Annotated in this window: 21 protein-coding genes and 1 riboswitch; of the genes, 14 read left to right on the forward strand and 7 right to left on the reverse strand. The window is 61.3% G+C overall.

The features are described from left to right. The first annotated feature begins 1 nt into the window (after position 1). The 3 genes from dctP (at position 2) to dctM (ending at position 2,992) form a co-directional block, all read left to right on the forward strand. Positions 2-994, forward strand: coding sequence for a C4-dicarboxylate TRAP substrate-binding protein DctP (dctP, locus tag BLT89_RS01355; RefSeq protein WP_090192728.1), 993 nt, complete (start codon positions 2-4; stop codon positions 992-994). Positions 995-1,064: 70 nt separating this feature from the next. After that, a complete protein-coding gene (locus tag BLT89_RS01360; protein WP_090192729.1) occupies positions 1,065-1,712 on the forward strand; it encodes a TRAP transporter small permease in 648 nt (215 codons plus the stop codon). Next, the gene (gene dctM, locus BLT89_RS01365) at positions 1,709-2,992 is read left to right on the forward strand and encodes a C4-dicarboxylate TRAP transporter large permease protein DctM (protein ID WP_090192730.1); all 1,284 of its coding nucleotides are present in this window, start codon (positions 1,709-1,711) and stop codon (positions 2,990-2,992) included. The genes BLT89_RS01360 and dctM overlap by 4 nt, the downstream gene beginning before the upstream one ends. Before the next feature lie 57 nt (positions 2,993-3,049). On the opposite strand, the gene BLT89_RS01370 is transcribed toward dctM, so the two are convergent. After that, a complete protein-coding gene (locus BLT89_RS01370; RefSeq protein WP_090192731.1) occupies positions 3,050-3,382 on the reverse strand; it encodes a DMT family transporter in 333 nt (110 codons plus the stop codon). Positions 3,383-3,492: 110 nt separating this feature from the next. Between BLT89_RS01370 and waaA the strand changes: the two genes are divergently transcribed. After that, complete coding sequence (gene waaA / locus BLT89_RS01375) at positions 3,493-4,782, forward strand: lipid IV(A) 3-deoxy-D-manno-octulosonic acid transferase (protein ID WP_090192732.1); 1,290 nt, start codon at positions 3,493-3,495, stop codon at positions 4,780-4,782. A 75-nt stretch (positions 4,783-4,857) separates the two neighbouring features. On the opposite strand, the gene BLT89_RS01380 is transcribed toward waaA, so the two are convergent. After that, a complete protein-coding gene (locus BLT89_RS01380) occupies positions 4,858-6,306 on the reverse strand; it encodes a TolC family outer membrane protein (RefSeq protein WP_090192733.1) in 1,449 nt (482 codons plus the stop codon). A 216-nt stretch (positions 6,307-6,522) separates the two neighbouring features. Continuing rightward, positions 6,523-6,628: riboswitch (TPP riboswitch) on the forward strand. Between the two features lie 104 nt (positions 6,629-6,732). Between BLT89_RS01380 and thiC the strand changes: the two genes are divergently transcribed. After that, complete coding sequence (gene thiC / locus BLT89_RS01385) at positions 6,733-8,616, forward strand: phosphomethylpyrimidine synthase ThiC (protein WP_090192734.1); 1,884 nt, start codon at positions 6,733-6,735, stop codon at positions 8,614-8,616. A 153-nt stretch (positions 8,617-8,769) separates the two neighbouring features. On the opposite strand, the gene BLT89_RS01390 is transcribed toward thiC, so the two are convergent. Both BLT89_RS01390 and BLT89_RS01395 read right to left on the reverse strand, forming a co-directional pair. Next, on the reverse strand, positions 8,770-9,366 hold the full coding sequence (locus BLT89_RS01390) for a 2-hydroxychromene-2-carboxylate isomerase (protein WP_090192735.1): 597 nt from the start codon (positions 9,364-9,366) through the stop codon (positions 8,770-8,772). Positions 9,367-9,412: 46 nt separating this feature from the next. Continuing rightward, positions 9,413-10,153, reverse strand: coding sequence for an SDR family oxidoreductase (locus BLT89_RS01395; protein WP_090192736.1), 741 nt, complete (start codon positions 10,151-10,153; stop codon positions 9,413-9,415). 232 nt (positions 10,154-10,385) lie between these two features. On the opposite strand from BLT89_RS01395, the gene nudF reads away from it, so the two are divergent. The 8 genes from nudF (at position 10,386) to BLT89_RS01435 (ending at position 18,283) form a co-directional block, all read left to right on the forward strand. Beyond that, positions 10,386-10,985, forward strand: a complete 600-nt coding sequence (nudF, locus tag BLT89_RS01400; protein ID WP_090192737.1) for an ADP-ribose diphosphatase — start codon at positions 10,386-10,388, stop codon at positions 10,983-10,985. Then, on the forward strand, positions 10,976-11,431 hold the full coding sequence (locus BLT89_RS01405) for a DUF1249 domain-containing protein (protein WP_090192738.1): 456 nt from the start codon (positions 10,976-10,978) through the stop codon (positions 11,429-11,431). Before nudF ends, BLT89_RS01405 begins: the two co-directional genes overlap by 10 nt. 149 nt (positions 11,432-11,580) lie before the next feature. Continuing rightward, positions 11,581-12,393, forward strand: a complete 813-nt coding sequence (cpdA, locus tag BLT89_RS01410; protein WP_090192739.1) for a 3',5'-cyclic-AMP phosphodiesterase — start codon at positions 11,581-11,583, stop codon at positions 12,391-12,393. A 60-nt stretch (positions 12,394-12,453) separates the two neighbouring features. Then, a complete protein-coding gene (locus tag BLT89_RS01415) occupies positions 12,454-13,065 on the forward strand; it encodes a YqiA/YcfP family alpha/beta fold hydrolase (protein WP_090192740.1) in 612 nt (203 codons plus the stop codon). 17 nt (positions 13,066-13,082) lie between these two features. Then, positions 13,083-14,972: a DNA topoisomerase IV subunit B gene (gene parE / locus BLT89_RS01420; RefSeq protein WP_090192741.1), complete on the forward strand. Its 1,890-nt coding sequence runs from the start codon at positions 13,083-13,085 to the stop codon at positions 14,970-14,972. A gap of 38 nt (positions 14,973-15,010) precedes the next feature. Next, on the forward strand, positions 15,011-15,496 hold the full coding sequence (locus tag BLT89_RS01425) for a retropepsin-like aspartic protease family protein (RefSeq protein WP_090198568.1): 486 nt from the start codon (positions 15,011-15,013) through the stop codon (positions 15,494-15,496). A 4-nt stretch (positions 15,497-15,500) separates the two neighbouring features. Beyond that, positions 15,501-17,750, forward strand: coding sequence for a DNA topoisomerase IV subunit A (parC, locus tag BLT89_RS01430; RefSeq protein ID WP_090192742.1), 2,250 nt, complete (start codon positions 15,501-15,503; stop codon positions 17,748-17,750). 149 nt (positions 17,751-17,899) lie between these two features. Further along, positions 17,900-18,283, forward strand: coding sequence for a PilZ domain-containing protein (locus BLT89_RS01435; protein WP_090192743.1), 384 nt, complete (start codon positions 17,900-17,902; stop codon positions 18,281-18,283). 39 nt (positions 18,284-18,322) lie between these two features. Here the strand turns inward: BLT89_RS01435 and radA are convergent, their stop codons facing one another. Beyond that, on the reverse strand, positions 18,323-19,687 hold the full coding sequence (radA, locus tag BLT89_RS01440; protein WP_090198574.1) for a DNA repair protein RadA: 1,365 nt from the start codon (positions 19,685-19,687) through the stop codon (positions 18,323-18,325). A gap of 141 nt (positions 19,688-19,828) precedes the next feature. Here radA and BLT89_RS01445 point away from each other — a divergent pair, with 141 nt between their 5' ends. After that, positions 19,829-20,068, forward strand: coding sequence for a DUF2789 family protein (locus BLT89_RS01445; RefSeq protein WP_090192744.1), 240 nt, complete (start codon positions 19,829-19,831; stop codon positions 20,066-20,068). Positions 20,069-20,086: 18 nt separating this feature from the next. Here BLT89_RS01445 and BLT89_RS01450 read toward each other — a convergent pair whose 3' ends face one another. Beyond that, positions 20,087-21,601: an MltF family protein gene (locus BLT89_RS01450; protein ID WP_090192745.1), complete on the reverse strand. Its 1,515-nt coding sequence runs from the start codon at positions 21,599-21,601 to the stop codon at positions 20,087-20,089. Positions 21,602-21,773: 172 nt separating this feature from the next. Next, positions 21,774-23,309 (reverse strand): MltF family protein, encoded by a 1,536-nt coding sequence (locus BLT89_RS01455; protein ID WP_231975051.1) that lies wholly within the window; start codon positions 23,307-23,309, stop codon positions 21,774-21,776. Positions 23,310-23,353 lie beyond the last annotated feature (44 nt).

Genomic DNA, 23,353 nt, shown 5'->3' on the forward strand with positions numbered 1-23,353 from the left:
TATGTTCAAACTGACTCTCAAGGCTCTGGCGTGTGCCTTGTCACTTGGCATCGCTGGTCTGGTGCAAGCGGCTGATCCGATCGTCATCAAATTTTCCCATGTAGTGGCCGAGCACACGCCGAAAGGCCAGGGTGCCCTGCTGTTCAAGAAACTTGCAGAAGAGCGGCTGCCGGGCCGGGTCAAGGTAGAGGTGTATTCCAACTCGTCACTGTTCGGCGATGGCAAGGAAATGGAAGCTCTGCTGCTGGGTGACGTGCAGATCATTGCCCCTTCACTGGCCAAGTTCGAGCAGTACACCAAGAAACTGCAGGTGTTCGATCTGCCGTTTCTGTTCAATGACATTGCCGCCGTGGATCGCTTTCAGCAGAGCGCCGATGGTCAGGCGCTGCTGAAGTCCATGGAAGACAAGAACATTACCGGCCTGGGCTACTGGCACAACGGCATGAAGCAGCTGTCCGCCAACAAGGCCCTGCACGAGCCCAAGGATGCCCGTGGCCTGAAGTTCCGCGTACAGGCTTCGGCGGTACTCGAGGCGCAGTTCAAGGCTGTGCGGGCCAACCCGCGCAAGATGAGCTTCGCCGAGGTTTATCAGGGTCTGCAGACCGGTGTGGTCAACGGTGCCGAGAACCCCTGGTCGAATATCTACTCGCAGAAGCTCTATGAAGTGCAGAAGTACATCACCGAGTCCAACAACGGTGTGCTCGACTACATGCTGATCACCAACACCACTTTCTGGAATGGCCTGCCGGCCGATGTGCGCAGCGAGCTGGAGAAAATCATCGTCGAGGTGACAGCCAAGGTGAACCAGCTGGCCGATGAGCTCAACGAGGGTGACAAGCAGCGCATCATCGCCGCCAAAACCAGCGAAATTATCCAGCTCACCCCGGAGCAGCGTGGCATGTGGGTTGATGCCATGAAGCCGGTGTGGAAGGAGTTCGAAGGCCAGATCGGTGCTGATCTGATCAAGAGTGCCGAGGCGGCCAACCAGCAGTAAACGGGTGCCGCCGGCATTGCCCGGGCAATGCCGGCGGTAGTCACTTCAGCCTGCCCAGGAGCAGTAATCGATGAAGAGCTTCCTGCGACTCTACGACCACTTCGAGGAAGGCTTCATCGCATTCCTGCTGGCGAGCATGACGCTGGTGACCTTCGTCTACGTGATACTCAACAACCTCTATACCCTTTTCTACTGGCTGGCAGATCGCTGGCCGGCCGCCAGCGATACGCTATTCAGCATTGGTGACAGCATTATCGAGGTGGCCCAGGCGATGACCTGGAGCATCTCGCTGACCAAGGCATTGTTTGCCTGGCTGATCTTTTTCGGTATTGCCTATGGCGTGCGGACTGCCGGGCATATCGGCGTGGATGCACTGGTCAAGCTGGCTACCAGGCCGGTACAGCGCATCATCGGCCTGATCGCCTGCCTCGCTTGCCTGTTCTATGCCGGCTTGATCGGCGTGGCCAGTTATGACTGGGTGGCCACCTTGTTCAAGGCCGGTATCGGCGCGGAAGACCTCGGTCATTACGGGGTCATGCAATGGCAGATTGCGCTGATCGTGCCGCTTGGCTATGCCGTGGTGTTTATCCGCTTTTTCGAGATTTTTGTGCGGATCCTGCGCAACCAGCAGACCGGACTCGGTCTGGCGGATGAAGCGGCAGAGGCCATGAAACTCACCGAGCACGACGAGCCTGCGCAACCGGAGGTCAAGCCATGACCATCCTGTTCCTGTTTGTCGCACTGTTTGTGCTGATGTTCATCGGGGTGCCGGTGGCGGTTTCTCTCGGTCTGGCCGGTTCCGTAACCATCATGCTGTTCAGCCCGGATTCGGTGCGCTCGCTGGCGATCAAGCTGTTCGAGACTTCCGAGCACTACACGCTGCTGGCGATTCCGTTCTTCCTGCTCTCCGGAGCCTTCATGACCACCGGTGGGGTGGCCAAGCGCCTGATCGATTTTGCCAATGCCTGCGTCGGACATATCCGTGGTGGCCTGGCAATTTCGGCGGTGCTGGCCTGCATGCTGTTCGCCGCCCTGTCCGGATCCTCGCCGGCGACCGTGGCTGCGGTGGGCTCGATCGCCATTGCCGGCATGGTGCGTTCCGGTTACCCCAAGGAATTCGGTGCCGGCATCGTCTGCAATGCGGGCACGCTGGGGATATTGATTCCGCCGTCGATCGTGATGGTGGTCTACGCGGCGGCCACCGAGCAGTCGGTAGGCAAGCTGTTCATGGCCGGTGTGGTGCCCGGCCTGTTGCTGGGTGTGGCATTGATGGTGGCGATCTACGTGGTTGCGCGCAAGATGGACCTGCCGGCACAGCCGCGCGCCAGTCTGCGGCAGTTACTGGGTGCCGGACGCCGCGCGCTGTGGGGCTTGCTGCTGATGGTGATCATTCTCGGCGGTATCTACTCGGGAATGTTCACGCCTACCGAAGCGGCGGCGGTCGCTGCGGTGTATGCCGGGTTCATTGCCCTGTTCGTCTACAAGGACATGACCTTCCGCGAGTGCCCCAAGGTGCTGCTGGAATCGGGCAAGCTGACCATCATGCTGATGTTCATCATCGCCAACGCCATGCTGTTTGCCCACGTACTGACCACCGAGCAGATTCCGCAGACCATCACCGCCATGGTCATCGAGGCCGGCCTGCAACCCTGGCAGTTCCTGATTGTGGTGAATATTGTGCTGCTGATTGCCGGCGCCTTCATGGAGCCTTCGGCGATTATCCTGATTCTCGCGCCGATCCTGTTTCCGATTGCCGTACAGCTGGGTATCGACCCGATCCACCTGGGTATCATCATGGTGGTGAACATGGAGATCGGCCTGATCACGCCGCCGGTGGGGCTGAACCTGTTCGTCACTTCGGCGGTCACCGGCATGCCACTGACTGCGGTGGTTCGCGCGGCGTGGCCGTGGCTGATGCTGCTGCTGAGCTTCCTGCTGGTGATCACCTATATCCCGGCGGTGACCATGGCCTTGCCGAACTGGCTGGGCATGCCCTGAGGCAGTAGAGCCCGCCAGTCCTGGCGGGCTGCAAGTTGGCGGGCTGGCCGGGTCGGTTCAGGCTGCGGTGGTTTGCGAGAACAGCTGCATCACCGCTACTCCGCCGACGATCATGCTCATGCCGAGCACGGCCGGCAGGTCGAGCTTTTGCTGATAGATGAATACCGCAGCGATGCTTACCAGCACGATGCCCATACCGGACCAGATGGCGTACGCAACCCCGACCGGCACGGTTTTCACCACCAGGCTGAGCAGGAACAGCGAGACAGGGTAGCCAACCACCACCAGCAGCAGTGGCAAGGGTTTGTTGAAGCCATCCAGCGCTTTCATCGAACTGGTCGCAATGACCTCGAGCACAATGGCGATGGTCAGGTAGAGATAGCCGGGCATTGGCGGTTCCGTGCAGAGCTGAGGGGCGAGCATGGTAGCAGGCGCGCCATGCTGCCGCGTAATTGCTCCAGCGTAGGCCGTTGTCGCTGGTCCTGATAAGCTCCCCGTCCATGAACAGACTTCTCTACAGCCTGCTGTTACACCTGGCCCTGCCACTGATTGGCCTGCGCTTGCTCTGGCGCGCGTGGCGGGCGCCGGCCTATGCGCGGCGGATCGGCGAGCGCTTTGCGCTTGGCCTGCCGCCGCTCAAGCCCGGCGGTATCTGGGTGCATGCGGTATCGGTGGGCGAAAGCATCGCTGCCGCGCCGATGATCAGGGCCTTGCTCGAACGCTATCCACAGCTGCCGATCACCATTACCTGCATGACCCCGACCGGCTCGGAGCGTATCCAGGCCATGTTTGCCGGCGCGGACTATCAGGGTCGCGTGCAGCACTGCTATCTGCCCTACGACTTGCCGTGGGCTTCGCGGCGTTTTCTGCGCGTAGTGCAGCCGCGACTGGCCGTCATCATGGAAACCGAGTTGTGGCCCAACCATATTCACCAGTGCGCGCTGCGCGGGGTGCCGGTGGCGCTGGCCAATGCGCGGTTGTCGGAGCGCTCGGCGCGCGGCTATGCGCGCTTTGCCCGCTTGACCGCGCCGATGCTGGCGGAGTTGAGCCTGATCGCGGCACAGACCGAAGCCGAAGCCGGACGCTTTCGCCAGCTGGGCGCGCGTAGCGAGTGTGTGCAGGTCACCGGCTCGATCAAATACGATCTGACGATTGATCCCCGGCTAACGGAACGCGCGACAGCTTTGCGCCAGCAATGGAGCGCCATTACGCGCCCGGTGTGGATTGCGGCCAGTACCCATGCCGGTGAAGACGCGATCGTGCTGGCAGCGCACCGGCAGTTGTTGCAGCGTTATCCGGACGCATTGCTGATTCTGGTGCCACGGCATCCGGAGCGTTTCGGCAGTGTTTTCGAGCTGTGCCAGCGTGCCGGGATGGTTACTTGCCGGCGCTCGCTGACGCAGCCGGTCGAGGCGACGACGCAGGTGTTGCTGGGTGACACCATGGGCGAGTTGCTGTTTCTCTATGCACTGGCCGATATTGCCTTTGTCGGCGGCAGTCTGGTGCCCAATGGCGGGCACAATCTGCTCGAGCCGGCAGCGCTGGGCAAGCCGGTACTGTCCGGGCCGGAGCTATTCAACTTCCTTGAAATTGCCGCGCAATTGCGCGCTGCCGGAGCGCTTGGCGAGGTGCAGGGGGCGGACACGCTGTGCGCCATGCTTGAGCGGCTCTGGCGACAGCCGGCCGAAGTCGGGCGCATGCGGGATGCCGGGCTGCAAGTCATGCGGCGCAATCAGGGTGCCTTGCAGCGCTTGCTGGATGGGCTGGCCGGTTTGCTGCCCGCCAGCTGATCGCCAGTCAGGCACAAATCACGGGCAAAAAAACGCCGGCTATGCCGGCGTTTTTTGCTTTGCCATGATTCCGCATCAGGGCCTTGGATCGTTCTTCAGTTGCAGTTCTGCAGCCTTGTCGACATCCGGTGGCAGGAAGTCCTTGTCCGGGTTGTAGGTGGCGGTCAGAAACTTGTCCAGCTCCTGCAGGTCGGTCGGGCTCAGGGTGCCGGCGGTCTGCTTCAGGCGCAGGTTATCGATGATGTAGGCGTAGCGCGCGGTGTTGTAGTTGCGCACCGAGGTGTACAGCGCGCGCTGGGCCAGCAGTACATCAACGATGTCGCGGGTGCCCACTTCGTAGCCGATCTGGGTGGCTTCCAGTGCACTCTTGTTGGAAATGATGGTCTGCTTGCGGGCAGAAACCTGCTCGACGTTGGTGCTGACGGCGCGGAACAGGTCACGGGCATCCTGCACCACTTTGCGGCGCAGGCTTTCCTGCTGGAATTCGGTTTGCTGCAACAGGTCGAAGGACTGGCGTACCTGTGAACTGGTGCGGCCGCCGGTATACAGTGGCATGTTCAACCGCACACCAATGCTGCTCTGGTCGGCATCACCGTTGTACAAACCGGGTATCGAACTGCCGTTGACCAGACCCAGGCTGTCATTGTCGCCGGTGGTGTACTGGGCAAAGGCGTTGACCGTTGGTGCATGGCCGGACTTGCTCTGCTTGAGACTCTCTTCGGCAGCGGTGACCGCATAGTTGCTGGCCTGCAGGCGCAGGTTCTGCTTGGTCGAGGTATCCACCCAGGCTTTGGCATCCAGCGGTGCCGGCGGCAGGATCGGCAGGCTGTGCATCAGGCCGGCAATCGAGGTGTAGGTTTCGTTGGTCAGCGTGGTCAGGGCCTGGAAAGCATCTTCGACAAAGCGCTGGGCCAGCAGGCGGTTGGCTCTGGCCGTGTCGTAACTGGCCTGGGCCTGGAGTACGTCGGTCTTGTCGGACAGGCCCACATCAAAGCGCTCGGTAGCCTGATCGAGCTGGCGCTTGAACGCGGCTTCTTCGGCTTTGCTGGTAGCCAGATCATCCTGCTTGCTCAGCACGTTGTAATAGGCATCGGCGGTTTGCAGGATGAGATCCTGCTGAATCGCGGAAAACTCCACTGCGGCCTGCTGGCCGGCGGCGTCTGCAGCCTTGAGCTGGAACCAGGCAGCGGCATTGAACAGCGGCTGGGTCAGGTTGGCCTGATACGAGGTGCCACTCCCGGTCTGGGCAATAGTGCCAAAGGGCCGGGTATCCACCGAGGTACGGGTGCTGGTGTTTTCCACTACGCCGTTGAGTTGCGGCAGCAGGTTGGCAAGGGCTTGCGGAACGGCTTCCTGCTGGGAGGCCAGCCTGGCCTGGGCTGCGGCCAGATCCGAGTTGTTTCTCACCGCGGCTCTGTACACACCCATAAGATCATTCTGGGTCGCCAGCGGAGGTTCGCTTGCCCAGGCTGGAGCGGCAACAACGGAGGCTATGGCAATAGCCAGTGACAGTCTGCGCAACATGCGGAATTCCTGAAATTTTACCTGATGGGCAAGGCTACGGGCGGCGCCTTAAAGGGTCAAGCTGAGCCTGCGCCGAAGGAGGTCTGGTTTGCAACAAGCTATGTTGCCTGTGCGCAACAATTGGCGCTTCTGACATGGTTTTGACCGATATTTGTGCTTAATCGACAGCAACTGCAACAGGCATGGCTTATGTGCCGATGCTTGATTAGACTGAGCGTGTTCTTGTCGGGGTGCCTCATGTCGAGGCTGAGATCGAATAGTTTCGGATCCCGTTGAACCTGATCAGGTTAAAGCCTGCGTAGGGAACAAGATTTCTCGCTGTTGCTTTGGCACACCCCGAGACCTCTCTCGCCAGTTCCGGCGCCCTTGGTTACCAGGTTCACTCCGACAACGCTTGCCTAGCTCGCCGTCGTGGAGATAACCCTGATGAATGCCCCGGAAAAAAATCTGAGCGAAAGCGCCCAGGTCGATCAGCAATCCGTACAGCCCTTTACCCGCTCGCAAAAAATCTACGTACAGGGCTCGCGCCCGGATATTCGCGTGCCAATGCGCGAGATCACCCTGGATGTGACGCCGACGGATCTCGGTGGCGAAATCAATGCGCCGGTCACCGTCTATGACACCTCCGGCCCCTACACCGACCCCACCGTGCAGATCGATGTGCGCAAAGGTCTGGCCGATGTGCGCTCGCCGTGGATCAATGACCGTAACGACACCGAGTTGCTGTCCGGTTTGAGCTCGAGCTTTGGTCAGGCACGCCTGGCCGATGCCGAACTCACCGCCATGCGCTTTGCCCATGTGCGCAACCCGCGTAAAGCGCAGCCCGGCAAAAACGTCAGCCAGATGCACTACGCCCGCCAGGGCATCATCACCGCCGAGATGGAATACGTCGCCATCCGTGAAAACATGAAGCTGGCCGAGGCGCGCGCCGCCGGCCTGCTGGATGCGCAACATGCGGGCAACAGCTTCGGCGCCAGCATCCCGAAACAGATCACCGCCGAATTCGTCCGTGAAGAAATTGCCCGTGGTCGGGCGATCATCCCGGCCAACATCAACCACACCGAGCTGGAGCCGATGATCATCGGCCGTAACTTCCTGGTGAAGATCAACGGCAATATCGGCAACTCGGCACTGGGTTCTTCCATCGAAGAAGAAGTGGCCAAGCTGACCTGGGGCATCCGCTGGGGTTCGGACACGGTGATGGACCTGTCCACCGGCAAGCACATCCATGAAACCCGCGAGTGGATCATCCGCAACTCGCCGGTACCGATCGGCACCGTGCCGATCTATCAGGCCCTGGAGAAGGTCAATGGCGTGGCCGAAGACCTGACCTGGGAGCTGTTCCGCGACACCCTGATCGAGCAGGCCGAGCAGGGCGTGGACTACTTCACCATCCACGCCGGCGTGCTGCTGCGTTATGTGCCGCTGACCGCCAAGCGGGTTACCGGCATCGTTTCCCGCGGCGGCTCGATCATGGCCAAGTGGTGCCTGGCGCACCATAAAGAGAACTTCCTCTACACCCACTTCGAGGACATCTGCCAGATCATGAAGGCCTACGACGTGTCCTTCTCGCTAGGCGATGGCCTGCGTCCGGGCTCGATTGCCGATGCCAACGACGAAGCCCAGTTCGGTGAGCTGGAAACCCTCGGCGAGCTGACCAAAATCGCCTGGAAGCACGACGTGCAGGTGATGATCGAAGGCCCGGGCCACGTGCCCATGCAGTTGATCAAAGAGAACATGGACAAGCAGCTGGAGTGCTGTGACGAGGCGCCGTTCTACACCCTTGGCCCGCTGACCACCGACATTGCGCCGGGCTACGACCACATCACCAGCGGCATCGGCGCGGCGATGATCGGCTGGTTCGGTTGCGCCATGCTCTGCTATGTCACGCCCAAGGAACACCTGGGCCTGCCGAACAAGGATGACGTCAAGACCGGCATCATCACCTACAAGATAGCCGCCCATGCCGCCGACCTGGCAAAGGGCCATCCCGGTGCACAGATCCGCGACAACGCACTAAGCAAGGCGCGTTTCGAGTTCCGCTGGGAAGACCAGTTCAACCTCGGTCTGGACCCGGACACCGCGCGTAGCTACCACGACGAAACCCTGCCCAAGGACTCGGGCAAGGTCGCGCATTTCTGCTCCATGTGCGGGCCGAAGTTCTGCTCGATGAAGATCACCCAGGAAGTGCGGGTCTACGCCGAAGAGCGGCGCATTGCCGCGCTGGAGCTGGATGAGGCGGAACAGGGTATGCAGGCCAAGGCCGAAGAGTTCAAGGCCCAGGGCAGCGAGCTGTACCACAAGGTGTAATTCGCCTGAGGACCGTAGGGTGGGCTTCAGCCCACCATTGCCTGGCCGGATGCGGTAACGGTGGGCAGAAGCCCACCCTGCGCACTAAGTCCTGCAGTTATTGAGCGTTCCCACGCTCCGGCGTGGGAACGCATTGATTGCGCACCATGCTGCTTATTCGGCCTGCAACGCTTCGCGCACGAAATCCAGCCGGTCCTGGCCGAAGAACAGTTCGTCATCGACAAACATGCTCGGCGCACCGAACACGCCGCGCTTGACCGCCGTTTCGGTGGAGTTCTTGAGTGCTTCCTTGACCTGCGGATCAGCAGCCAGTGCCAGCAGTTGCTGCGCATCGAAGCCGGCAGCAGTGAGTGCCGTGGCGACAACGGCGGGATCACCCATATTCAGTGCATCCACCCACATGGCTTTGAATACCGCAGCCACATAGTCGTCGAAACGTTCCGGCTGCTGCATCTGTACGCCGGTGGCCATGCGCATCAGCGTCAGGGTATTGATCGGGAAGTGCGGGTTGAACTGCATGGGTACCTGATAACGCTGCGCAAAGCGTTGCAGGTCCTTGAGCATGAAGCGGCCCTTGCTCGGAATGCTTACCGGTGACGCGTTGCCGGTGGCCTGGAACACGCCGCCAAGCAGCATGGGGCGGTAAACCAGGGTTGCGCCGGCTGCGGCGCACAGGGCGGGTAACTGGGTCCAGGCCAGATAGGTCGTCGGGCTGCCGAAGTCGAAATAGAACTCTACGGATTTGCTCATGGGGTCTCTCCAGGATTGTTCGTGATTGCTGCGCCGACTTGCTGCCTTACCAGCGCTCCTGCCAGGGGCGCAGATCCAGTTCGAAGGTCCAGGCGTCGCGCGGCTGGCTGTGCAGGTACCAGTAATTGTCGGCAATGTGCTCCGGGTTGAGGATGCCGTCCTGATCTTTCAGGGCGTAGCGCTCGGGAAAGTTGTCACGGATAAATGCGGTGTCGATGGCGCCGTCCACCACCACGTGGGCGACATGGATGTTCATCGGCCCCAGTTCGCGCGCCATGCTTTGTGCCAGTGCGCGAATGCCGTGTTTGGCGCCGGCAAAGGCGGCAAAGTTGGCCGCGCCGCGCATCCCGGCGGTGGCGCCGGTGAACAGGATGCTGCCACGGCCACGCTTGACCATGCGTCGCGCTACCGCCTGACCGGTGAGGAAGCCGGCGAAGCAGGCCATTTCCCAGATCTTGAAATATTTGCGCGCAGTTTCCTCGAGGATGCTGCACGGCACGTTGGCGCCGATATTGAAGACGAAGGCTTCGATCGGGCCGATGCTGCTTTCGATTGCCTCGACCAGCGCGGCGACATCCTCCTCCTTGCGCGCATCGGAGGCGAAGCCGTGGGCCTGACCGCCTTCGGCGATGATGCTGTCGACCAGTGGCTGCAGTTTGTCGGCGCTGCGCCGGGTCACGCAGGCAATGTAGCCCTCGCGGGCAAAGCGTTTGGCGATAGCGCCGCCGGTGGCATCACCGGCGCCGATGATCAGCGCTACTTTAGGTTCGGTTGTCTGCGGATTCATGTTGCACCTTGCATAATGGTCGTCAGGTCAGTGAAGGGTATTTAAAGGTGCATCGTCAGGTATTGCCAGCAGGACGTAGCGCTATGGGTTATCTGTCTGGGCTTGATCACCCGTGTCTGCCGATTGGTCAGACAGTGCATCACAGGGACAGGTCTGCTAGTTTCATCGCCAATGTCCAATGCGCGCGGCAGCATGCGCTGCAGAGCAAGGGAGCAAAGTCTTGACTGAGAAAATGTGCAGAAATGACGTGCAGGTGACCGAGCGGGAGTCGTGCTATCGCGGCTTTTATCGTCTGGATCGCGTGCATCTGCGCCATCGCCAGTTTGCCGGCGGCATGGGCCCGCAGCTGAGTCGCGAACTGTTTGTCCGCCACGATGCGGTATGCGTGCTGCCCTACGACCCGCAGCGTGACACGGTGGTGTTGATCGAGCAGTTCCGTATCGGTGCGCTGGACAAGAGTGAAAATCCCTGGCTGCTGGAACTGGTGGCGGGTCTGATCGACAAGGACGAGCAGCCCGAGGAAGTCGCCCGCCGTGAAGCGGTTGAAGAGGCGGGTCTGGAGCTGGGTGCGCTGTGGCCGGTGACTGCCTATTATCCATCGCCGGGGGGCTCGGATGAGCGGGTGCACCTGTTTGTCGGGCGCTGCGACAGCTCCAGTGCAGCCGGCATTCATGGCCTGGCAGAGGAGGGCGAAGACATCCGTGTGCATGTTTGGCCGTTGGAGGATGCCTTGCAGGCGGTAAAGGATGGCTTGATCGACAATGCCGCGAGCATCATTGCGTTGCAATGGCTGGCGCTGAACCGGGCGGAGGTGAGGGGGCTGTGGGGGTGAACCTGTTGCGGGAACGCTATCGTGTGGATCTGGCCGGGCTGCAAAGCGCTTGCGAGGTCAACTACGTGCGGCTCATGCAATTGCTGCCGGAAATGCGCGCGGGACAGACTTCGCGCAGCATTGCCCTGAGCGACGGGGAGCATCGGCTGGGTGTGTTGCGCCTGGATGTGGTCGATGTCAGTCCGTACACCACTACCCTGATGGTGCAGCAGGAGCAGCAATCGCCGTGGCTGCCGTCGCCGCGCTTTGAAATTCGCGTCTATCACGATGCGCGCATGGCTGAAGTGGTTGTGGCAGACAATGTCCGGCGCTTGCGCAGCCTCTACCCCTACCCGAATCAGGCCATGCATCAGCCGGACGAGAAGACCCAGTTGAATCTGTTTCTGGGCGAATGGCTGACCTATTGCCTGGGTTGCGGCCACGAACTCGAGTTCGAGTTCAGGTAAATTTGGCGCCATTCTATTGGCAGTTAAGTGCTTGATTGTCAATAATTTTTCCCGCGGCATGCGGGTTTTGTGAGCTTGTCCCGCTTATCGGGTTTACCGGCGTAACCAGAAGCCAGCATAATTCAGCCGTTCCTTCCGGGAGATGGCGCTTGCCGAGTCAAATTACCCCAGCCAATGAATCGGTCCTGCTGGTTCAGCTGTCCGACAGCCACCTGTTTGCAGAAGCAGATGGCCGGCTGCTGGGTATGGATACGCGCGACAGCCTGCAGCAAGTAATCCAGCGGGTACTCGAAGAACAGGTGCAGGTCGATCTGCTTCTGGCCACCGGGGATATTTCCCAGGATGGCAGTGCCGAGTCCTATCAGCGTTTTCGCCAGATGACTGCGGCAATTCCCGGCGCGCAACGCTGGTTTGCCGGCAACCATGACGATATGTCGGTAATGCACCAGGTCTGCACGGGCACTGACCTGCTGGAGCCGGTGATTGACATGTCTGGCTGGCGCATCATTCTGCTCGACTCGAGCATCCCCGGGTCGGTAGCCGGTCAGCTTGACGCCGGGCAGTTGGCCTTGCTCGAACAGTCGCTGGCCAGCGCCGGCGACCGCCATGTGCTGATCAGTTTTCATCACCACCCGATATCGGTTGGCTGTCGCTGGCTGGAGCCGATTGGTTTGCGCAATCCGGCAGCACTGTTCGCGGTGCTTGATCGCTATCCGCGGGTAAAGGCTGTGCTCTGGGGGCATGTTCATCAGGAAATAGATCAGCAGCGCAACGGCGTGCGCCTGCTGGCTTCGCTGTCCACCTGCGTGCAGTTTGCGCCCGGCAGCAGCGAGTTCCAGGTGGACCATGAAGCGCCCGGCTATCGCTGGCTGCGGCTGTACGCCGACGGGCGTCTGGAAACCGGCGTTTCGCGGGTTACCGATATCGATTTCGAGATCGATTACACCATCAAGGGCTACTGATTCACCTTCCGCGCTGCTGCGCTTGCCGGCAGCGACCCTTAGCTTGTAGCCTCTCGCTCCATGACAAGAATTCTCTATATCCACGGTCTGAACAGTTCGCCTGCCTCGACCAAGGCCCGGCAATTGCTGGGCGCCATGCGCCGCATAGGCATTGCCGAGCAGCTCTATGTGCCGGCTCTGCATCACCATCCGCGCCAGGCCATCGCCCAGCTGGAAACCCTGATAGGCGCGGCAGGTAGTGATCCGCTGGTGCTGGTCGGCAGTTCGCTGGGTGGCTACTATGCGACCTACCTCGCGCACCGGCATGACCTGAAGGCGTTGCTGATCAATCCTTCGGTGCTACCCCATCAGCGTTTTGCCGACTGTGCCGAGTTGCAGACCAATTACTACACCGGCGAAACCTGGCAGCCCACCGAAGAACACCGCAGCGCGCTGGCCGAACTGCAAGTGCCGTGGCCGCAGGACCCGCAGCGCTACCAGGTGTGGCTGCAGACAGCCGACGAGACCCTCGACTATCGCGAGGCAGAAACTGCATACCGTGGCTGCGCCCTGCGTATCCAGGCCGGCGGTGATCACGGTTTTCAGGGTTTTGCTGCCCGTTTGCCGGCATTGTTTGCGTTTGCCGGTATTGATGCCCGCTTGTGGCGCGATATCGACTTTTCCGACCTTTAATCACCACCAGAGAACCTATGGCCACTTACAACGCCGATGCCATCGAAGTCCTCTCCGGCCTCGATCCGGTGCGCAAACGCCCGGGCATGTACACCGATACCGCGCGCCCCAACCACCTGGCTCAGGAGGTGATCGACAACAGCGTCGACGAAGCCCTGGCCGGTCACGCAAAAAGTATCCAGGTGATTCTCCATGAGGATCACTCATTGGAAGTCATCGATGACGGCCGCGGCATGCCGGTGGATATCCATCCCGAAGAAGGCATTCCGGGGGTCGAACTGATCTTCACCAAGCTGCATGCCGGTGGCAAATTCTCCAACAAGAACTACCAGTTCTCCGGTGGTCTGCACGGCGTGGGCATTTCGGTGGTGAATGCCCTGTCGACCCAGGTCGAGGTCAAGGTCAAACGCGATGGCGTGGAATACCGCATGACCTTCGCCGATGGCTTCAAGGCCAGCGAGTTGCAGGAGATCGGCACGGTCGGCAAGCGCAACACCGGTACCAGCGTGCGTTTCTGGGCCGACAGCAAGTATTTCGATTCACCGAAGTTCTCCCTCAGTCGCCTCAAGCATGTGCTCAAGGCCAAGGCGGTACTCTGCCCGGGGCTGATGGTCAGCTTCGAGGACAAGTCCAGCGGCGAGCGGGTTGACTGGTTCTATGAGGACGGCCTGCGCTCCTATCTGGTGGATGCAGTCAGCGAATTCGAGCGGCTGCCGGCGGATCCTTTCGTCGGCAGTCTGGCCGGTAACAAGGAAGCCGTGGACTGGGCGTTGCTGTGGTTGCCCGAAGGCGGCGACAGCGTGCAGGAGAGCTACGTCAACCTGATCCCCACGGCCCAGGGCGGCACCCATGTGAATGGCCTGCGTCAGGGCTTGCTGGATGCCATGCGCGACTTCTGCGAGTTCCGCAATCTGTTGCCGCGCGGAGTCAAGCTGGCGCCGGAAGATATCTGGGAGCGCATCGCCTTCGTGCTGTCGATGAAGATGCAGGACGCGCAGTTCTCCGGGCAGACCAAGGAGCGCCTGTCTTCCCGCGAGGCGGCGGCCTTTGTTGCCGGGGTGGTCAAGGATGCCTTCAGTCTGTGGCTCAATGCCCACCCGGAGCTGGGTCAGCAGCTGGCCGAGCTGGCCATCAGCAACGCCAATCGCCGCCTCAAGGCGAGCAAGAAAGTCGAACGCAAACGCATCACCCAGGGCCCGGCGCTGCCGGGCAAGCTGGCCGACTGCGCCGGTCAGGACCCGATGCGCTCCGAACTGTTTCTGGTCGAGGGTGACTCGGCCGGTGGTTCGGCCAAGCAGGCGCGGGACAAGGAGTTTCAGGCGATCATGCCGTTGCGCGGCAAGATCCTGAATACCTGGGAAGTGGACGGCAGCGAAGTGCTGGCCAGCCAGGAAGTGCACGATATCGCCGTGGCCATCGGCCTCGATCCGGGTTCCAGCGATCTGACCCAGCTGCGTTACGGCAAGATCTGCATTCTCGCCGATGCCGACTCCGACGGGCTGCACATTGCCACGCTGCTGTGTGCCCTGTTCGTCCAGCACTTCCGTCCGCTGGTGGATGCCGGACATGTCTACGTGGCCATGCCACCGCTGTACCGCATCGACCTGGGCAAGGATATTTTCTACGCGCTGGATGAAGCCGAGCGCGACGGCATTCTCGACCGCCTGGTGGCGGAGAAGCGCCGCGGCAAACCGCAGGTCACCCGCTTCAAGGGTCTGGGCGAGATGAACCCGCCGCAGTTGCGTGAAACCACCATGGACCCCAATACCCGCCGGCTGGTGCAGCTGACCCTGGAAGATTACGCAGGCACCCGCGAGATCATGGACATGCTGCTGGCGAAGAAACGCGCCGGCGACCGCAAGAGCTGGCTGGAGTCCAAAGGCAATCTGGCCGAGGTGCTGGTTTGATCGAAGAACCGCTACCCGGCCAGCGTGCCGGTCGGGTGATGCTGATCATCGCCTGGCTGCTGGCCATCGCACTGGGCACCTGGCTGTTCGGCAATTGGCAGGAAGGCAAGCGCAACCCCAATCAGGCACCGCAGTCGCGCCACGGCGAAGGGTTCATCGAGATACGGCTGGCCAGCGGGCAGGGCGGACATTACCTGCTGGATGGCCGGATCAATGCCGAGAGTGTGACCTTCATGCTGGATACCGGCGCGACCCAGGTGGCGATTCCGCTGGCCGTGGCTGAACGCATCGGTCTGCAGAAGCTGCGGCCGATCCAGGTCAATACCGCCAATGGCACTGCCAGGGGCTGGAGCACTGCTATCGACAGCTTGCAGCTGGGCGATATCCAGCTGCACCAGGTAGCTGCGATCATCGTGCCGAATATGGACGGTGAGCAGGTTCTGCTTGGCATGAGCGCCCTGAAAAAACTCGAATTCACCCAGCGCGACGGCACCCTGGTGCTGCGCCAGAACACTGTGGAATGACCTAATGACCGAGTCTCTGGATCTGAGCATGGATGGGGTAGAGCGCCGTTCGCTGGCCGACTTTACCGAGCAGGCCTACCTCAACTATTCGATGTACGTGATCATGGATCGCGCCCTGCCGCATATCGGCGACGGTCTCAAACCGGTGCAGCGGCGTATCGTCTATGCCATGAGCGAGCTGGGCCTGGACGCCGACTCCAAACACAAGAAGTCGGCGCGCACCGTCGGTGACGTACTCGGCAAGTTTCACCCCCATGGAGACTCGGCCTGCTACGAAGCCATGGTGCTGATGGCCCAGCCCTTCAGTTACCGCTATACGCTGGTCGATGGTCAGGGTAACTGGGGTGCGCCGGATGATCCCAAGTCTTTCGCCGCCATGCGTTACACCGAGGCGCGGCTGTCGCGCTACTCTGAAGTACTGCTGACCGAGCTGGGTCAGGGCACCGTGGACTGGGTGCCGAACTTCGATGGCACCATGGACGAGCCGGCGACCCTGCCGGCACGCCTGCCCAACCTGTTGCTCAATGGCACCACCGGCATTGCCGTGGGCATGGCCACCGATGTGCCGCCGCACAACCTGCGTGAAGTGGCCAGCGCCTGTATTCGCCTACTGGATGAGCCGAAAGCCACGGTCGAGCAGCTCTGCGAGCATATCCAGGGCCCGGATTACCCCACCGAAGCCGAGATCATCACCCCGCGCAGCGACCTGCTGAAAATCTATGAAACCGGTAAGGGCTCGGTGCGCATGCGCGCCGTGTACCGTATCGAAGACGGCGACATAGTGGTGACCGCACTACCGCATCAGGTCTCCGGTTCCAAGGTGCTGGAGCAGATCGCCGGGCAGATGCAGGCGAAGAAGCTGCCGATGGTCGCCGACCTGCGTGACGAATCGGACCACGAGCATCCCTGCCGCATTGTGATCATTCCGCGCTCCAACCGGGTGGATGCCGACGAGTTGATGACCCACCTGTTTGCCACCACCGACCTGGAGTCCAGCTACCGGGTCAATACCAATGTCATCGGACTCGACGGCAAGCCGCAGGTCAAGGACTTGCGCACCCTGCTCACCGAGTGGCTGGTGTACCGCGTCGGCACCGTGCGCCGGCGTCTGCAGTTCCGTCTGGATAAAGTCGAGCGCCGCCTGCACCTGCTGGAAGGTTTGCTGGTGGCCTTCCTCAATCTGGATGAAGTGATTCACATCATCCGCACCGAGGACCAGCCCAGGCAGGTGCTGATGGCCCGCTTTGGCCTGTCTGACGATCAGGCTGACTACATCCTCGATACCCGCCTGCGCCAGCTGGCGCGGCTGGAAGAGATGAAGATTCGCGGCGAGCAGGATGAGCTGGCCAAGGAGCGCGACAAGCTGCAAGGCCTGCTCGGCAGTGAAGCCAAGCTGAAGAAGCTGGTGCGCAGTGAAATTCTCGCCGATGCGGAAAAGTACGGCGATGCCCGACGCTCGCCGATCGTTGCCCGTGGTGAGGCCAAGGCGTTGTCGGAAACCGAGCTGCTGCCGACCGAACCGGTCACCGTGGTGCTCTCGGAAAAAGGCTGGGTACGCTGCGCCAAGGGCCACGATGTGGATGCCACCGGACTCTCCTACAAGGCCGGCGACGGCTTCAAGCTGTCTGCACCGGGGCGCTCCAACCAGTACGTGGTGTTTATCGACTCGAGCGGGCGCAGCTATTCACTGGCGGCGCATACCCTGCCTTCGGCGCGCGGTCAGGGCGAGCCGCTGACCGGGCGTTTGCAGCCACCGCCGGGCGCCAGTTTCGAATGCCTGCTGTTGCCCGATGATGAGGCGCTGTACGTGATCGCCTCCGATGCCGGCTACGGTTTCGTGGTCAAGGGCGAAGACCTGCAGGCGAAAAACAAGGCCGGCAAGGCCTTGCTCAGCTTGCCTGCCGGCGCCCAGGTGGTGCCGCCAAAGTTGCTGGCCAATCGCGAACAGGACTGGCTGGCGGCCGTCACCACCGAAGGCCGTCTGCTGGTATTCCCGATCCGCGATCTGCCGCAGCTGGGCAAGGGCAAGGGCAACAAGATCATCGGCATCCCCGGTGAGCGGGTAAGCAGCCGTGAGGAGTTCATGACCGGTCTTGCCGTGTTGCCGGTTGGCGCCACGCTGGTGTTGCAGGCCGGCAAGCGCACCCTGTCACTCAAGCCGGATGATCTGGAGCACTACAAGGGCGAGCGCGGGCGGCGTGGCAACAAGCTGCCGCGGGGCTTTCAGCGGGTCGATGGCCTGCTGGTCGAGTAGGCCGGCTGCGGGCGAAGCGTGAAGCCGGTCACAAAAGCCGGGCATTTCGCGGTGCTCGGGGAATTTGCCGGCAATTGCCACTACACTTGAGCGCAGGCATGACAGCTCCAAGCCTTTTATCGGGTTAAACCAATAGCGGGAGTCTTTCCATGTTTTCCTCCGCACTCGAGCGCAGGCGATTTCAGCGCATTCAATTCGATGCCGACTCACGCTTGCGTCAGGATGATCGAAGCTGGGAAGTCGAGCTGTGCGACGTGTCACTGCGCGGCTTGCTGGTCGAGCGCCCGCCAGGCTGGGATGCCAATCCCGGGCAACCATTCATCGCCGAGATCGACCTGTCCGAAGTGCTGCAGATCCGCATGGAAGTGACGCTGGCCCGCACCGAGGACGGCTTGCTGGGCTTTGACTGCCGGCATATCGATCTGGACTCGATCAGCCATCTGCGCCGGCTGATTGAACTCAATCTGGGTGACGAGCAGTTGATGGAACGCGAGCTGACCATGCTCGGTGAAGACCCCGAAGACGCTGTCTAGCGTTGCCTGCCGGGGTCGGCAGGCAAGTGCTTCTGGCGACTATTCGAACAGCGCATCCAGCGCCTGCTCCAGGCGCGTCACCGCAATCACCTGCAAACCGGCAGGCGCCTCTTTCGGGGCGTTGGCCCTGGGCACGATGGCGCGCTTGAAACCGTGCTTGGCGGCTTCCTTGAGGCGTTCCTGACCACTGGGTACCGGGCGGATCTCGCCGGACAGGCCAACCTCGCCAAATACCAGCAGGTCATGGGGTAACGGTTTGTTGCGCAGGCTGGAGATGACCGCCGCGAGCAGCGCCAGATCCGCAGCGGTTTCCAGCACCTTGACCCCGCCAACCACATTGAGAAACACATCCTGGTCGTAGGTGGGGATACCGCCGTGGCGGTGCAGCACGGCCAGCAGCATGGCCAGACGGTTCTGGTCCAGGCCCAGGGTGACCCGGCGCGGATTGCCGCTGTGGCTGCTGTCGACCAGTGCCTGCACCTCCACCAGCATCGGCCGGGTGCCTTCCCAGGTGGCCATCACCACGCTGCCGGGAACTTCCTCCTGGGCGCGGGTGAGGAATATCGCGGAAGGGTTGGTGACTTCTTTCAGGCCCTTGTCGGTCATGCCGAACACGCCCAGTTCGTTGATCGCGCCGAAGCGGTTCTTCACCGCGCGCAGCAGACGCAGCCGGCCATCGGCTTCGCCCTCGAAATACAGCACCGTATCGACCATGTGCTCGAGTACCCGCGGGCCGGCCAGCGCGCCTTCCTTGGTCACGTGACCGACCAGAAAGATTGCCGTACCGCTCTGCTTGGCAAAGCGCACCAGCAGCGCTGCGCTTTCACGTACCTGGGCCACGCCGCCGGGGGCCGATTGCAGCTGCTCGGTGAAGATGGTCTGGATCGAGTCGATGACCATCACCTTGGGCCGCTCGCGTTTGGCGGTTTCCACAATGACCTCGATGCAGGTCTCGGTCATCACCTTCAGCTTGTCCTGTGGCAGATCCAGCCGCCGGGCACGCATGGCCACCTGTTGCTGGGATTCCTCGCCGGTCACATACAGGGCCGGCACACGCTCGGCGAGCTTGCACAGGGTCTGCAGCAGGATGGTCGATTTGCCGATACCCGGATCACCGCCGATCAGCACCACCGAACCATCCACCAGGCCGCCGCCGAGTACCCGGTCCAGTTCGGTGGACGCGGTGGAGAAGCGCGGCACCTCCTCGACACTGACTTCGGCCAGGGTTTTCAGCTGCGCCTGCTCGCCGGCCCAGCCGGCACGGCCGCTGGGGGCGGCGGCATGTGCTTCGATCATGGTTTCGGTGAGGGTGTTCCAGGCCCCGCAGTCGCCGCATTGTCCGGCCCATTTGGGGAAGGTCGCACCGCACTCGGTGCAGCCATACATGCGCTTGGCCTTGGCCATCGGTCTCTCCACAAAATGCAAAGTGCCGATCATACAGCGCTGCAGGAGAATTCTGCTGATCGGCTATGGCAGGGGCTTGCTGGTCTATTCTTCAGTCAGGTGTTGTGGCTGTAACCAGCATTGCCGACTCAGGGAGGTTCCATGCAAATGTCCGTACATCCGTTCCATCAACTGTTCGAGCAGCTCGGTCTGGCCTGTGATGACCAGTCAATTGCTGCTTTCATCAAAGCCAACAGCCCGCTGGATGCACAGGTGCAGCTGGAAGATGCGCCATTCTGGACGCCCGCCCAGGCTGAATTCCTGCGCGAGGCGCTGGGTGAGGATGCCGACTGGGCGGAAGTGGTGGACGCGCTCAGTCTGGCGCTGCGCGCTCCGGCCTGAGCCGGCTGGCTGCGCCGCTCAGTGCTGCTGGGCGGCCAGGTCGCGCAGCTTGAGTTTCTCTGCCGACAGTTTGTATGCAATGTAGTACTTGTAGATGTTGCCCACGTAGTCCACGGTTTCGCGGCCGATGATGCGCGCTGCCGCATGCTCCACGTTGCCGAACCAGACGTTCGGATCCAGCCCGGACTTCTCGGCGAGCCGGCGGAACTTCATCAGGTTGCCGGGGCCGGCGTTGTAGGCGGCGAAACTCAGCAAGGTGCGGTTCTGCGGAAGGATCGCGGGGTCGTCCAGATAGGTATCGGCGACCAGACGCAGGTACTTGCTGCCAGCCTCGATATTGCGCTCGGTACTGCTGGCGACATCCTTGATGCCCAGGTCGGCGGCAGTCGAGGGCAATACCTGCATGACCCCGACCGCACCGGCGTGACTGCGCGCGCTTTGCTTCAGTCGGGACTCCTGGAAGCCTTGCGCCATCAGCATCAGATAGTCGAAGTCATAGATCTTGGCGTATTTCTCGAACAGCCCGACCAGCGCGTTGAAACGCTGCATATCGGTCTTCGACGAGGCATCGAGCAGGCGATCCTCATTGCTGAAGAAGCGCCGCTGCATGATGTTGCCGAACTCGGTGCCCAGCTTGTGCTCCCTGGTGAAGCTGTCCAGCGCCTGCTTGAGCTCCGGGCTGTTCTTGCGCATGGCCCAGCCGATATCGCCGCCTTCGTGCAGATAGAAGCTGTCGTGAAGGACCAGATCGGTGTACAGCGGTTGCCACAGTTCGGCAATATGGTTGTCGACAACGGTGATGCCGAGCAAACCGGCATTGACCATCTGCAGCAAATCTTCCGGCTCCAGATTCTCATTGGCCGGAATGATGTTGACCGGCGCCAGACCACGCGCCTTGAAGCGCTGGTTCAGCTCGAGCAGATGCTCGAAATGGCTGCTGGAGCTGTGTACATAGATGTCCTGACCGGACAGATCCTCGAGCCTGACGACACGGGGCGATTCGGGGCCGGTGATGATCATTTGACGCACGTCGCTCATTATCGGCGGGGTAAAGTCGACGATCTTCAGGCGTCCGCTGGTAATCGTCAGCGCACCGGCGGCAATGTCGCCATAGCCGGCCAGCAGCCGGGACAGCAACTGATCGCGCGCGGTGGGTATGAACACCACATGCCAGCGCATGGCTTTGCCTTTCAGCGGCCGGTGTTTGTTCAGCCAGTTTTCAAAGGCTTTGCCGTACTCGTAAGCAACGCCCATTTGCTGGCCACGATTGATCAGATAGAAGGTCTTGTTGTACGGCACCAGAATGCGCACGGCGCGCAACTCGCGCATCTGGTCAAGGTCGCCGATCCAGGGGGGCGGGACGGGCAAGGCCATGGCGTCGACTTCCGACTCTTCGGTCGGGCTCAGATGCCCGGCTGGCAAGCCCAGTTCGCGCAACTCCTGCGCTTGCTGCGTGTCAGCAGTTGGCTCGGGTGCCTTGTCGCAAGCCGTGGCACACAAAAGGATCACCAGACTGAGGAGCAGACGCTGCATGGGAACGGTCTCTGGCCTTCATCGCCGAACGCCGTGAATGTCTACGGCAAAGACTGACTATAGAACAGCCTGGCCAGAGGGGCGCGGCGCTGTCCGGCAGAAAGGTGCCGGCCTGCTGTGCAGGCGCTGGCAGTGACCGCTGCAAACGGCAACGGTTGACCACATTATTCGGTCAGTTTTGCGTCCGGGTGGCCTTGTCGTGCTGCTCGAGTTGTTGTGCGGCCAGTTTGTAAACGATGTAGTACTTGTAGATGTTGCCCACGTACTCCACGGTCTCGCGGCCGACAATGCGTGCTGCGCCCTGCTCGACATTGCCGAACCAGACATTCGGATCCAGTCCGGATTTTTCGGCCAGCCTGCGGAATTTCATCAGGTTGGCCGGTCCGGCGTTATAGGCGGCAAAGCTCATCAGGGTACGGTTGACCGGGGTGATCTCCGGGTCGCTCAGATAGCGGTCGGAAATCAGCCGCAGGTACTTGCTGCCGGCTTCGATGTTGCGATCGACGTTGCTTGCCACATCGCGGATGCCCAGTTCCGCAGCAGTGGTCGGCAGCACCTGCATCACGCCGACGGCACCGGCACGACTGCGCACGTTTTGCTGCAGTTGCGACTCCTGGAAGCCTTGCGCCATCAGCATCAGGTAATCAAAGTCATAGGTGCTGGCATATTTCTGGAAAATGCCGATCAGTGCATTGAAGCGCTGCATGTCCTTTTCCGACTTGGCATCGCGCAGACGGTCGGCATTGGTGAAGTAACGCTTGCGCATGATGTTGCCGAACTCGGTGCCGGACTTGCTTTCCCTGGTGAAGGCGTCGATCGCCTGTTTCAGCTGCGGGCTGTTCTTGCGCATCGCCCAGCTCAGTTTGCCGCCCTCATGCAGATAAAAGTTCTCGTGGATCTGCAGGTCGCTGAACAGCGGTTGCCACAGCCTGGCGATGTAGCTGTCGGCGACAGTGATGTCGTACAAGCCGGCATTGACCATCTGCAGCAGGTCTTCGGTTTCCAGGTTCTCGTTGGCCGGCATGATCTTCACCGGTGCCAGCCCCTGTTCCTGGAAGCGCTCGTTGAGTTCAACCAGATGTTCGAAATAACTGCTGGACGGGCGCACGTAGACTTCCTGCCCGCTGAGATCCTCCAGGCGGTTGATGGTTGGCGCGCCCGGGCCGGTAACAATCGCTTCATTCACGTTAGAGGTTATCGGCGCGGAAAAATCGACGGTACGCAGTCGTCCTTCGGTAACGGTCAGCGCGCCGGCAGCGATATCGCCGACGCCGGATAGCAGCTTGGGCAACAGCTCGTTGCGTGGCGTGGGAATGAACATGACGCGCCAGTGCTGGGCTTTGCCCTTGAGTGGCTGATGCTTGTTCAGCCAGTTCTGGAAGGCTTTGCCGTACTCGTAGGAAACCCCTTGTTGTTTGCCGCGATCGACCTGATAGAAGGTCTTGCTGTACGGCACCAGTATGCGCACGGTGCGCCTGGCGCGCATGCCATCCAGATCGCCAACCCAGGCTGGCGGTATCGGCAGCACCATGGCGTCCACTTCGGATTCCTCGGCAGCGCTCAATTGCGCCGGCGGCAGGTCCAGCGTCGGCGCTTGCACAGTCGCGCCAGCGGGCTTTGATGCAGGGGCCTTGGCCGAATCTTCTGCAGCCTTGTCACAACCTGTCATGCACAGCAGAAACAGCGCAACGAGCATCAGGCGCTTCATGCTTTTCTCCGGTTAGATTGCACCACTTGCTGGTGCGGAAGTTG

Origin of the sequence: Pseudomonas pohangensis (genome assembly GCF_900105995.1) — a bacterium.
Taxonomy (GTDB): domain Bacteria; phylum Pseudomonadota; class Gammaproteobacteria; order Pseudomonadales; family Pseudomonadaceae; genus Aquipseudomonas; species Aquipseudomonas pohangensis.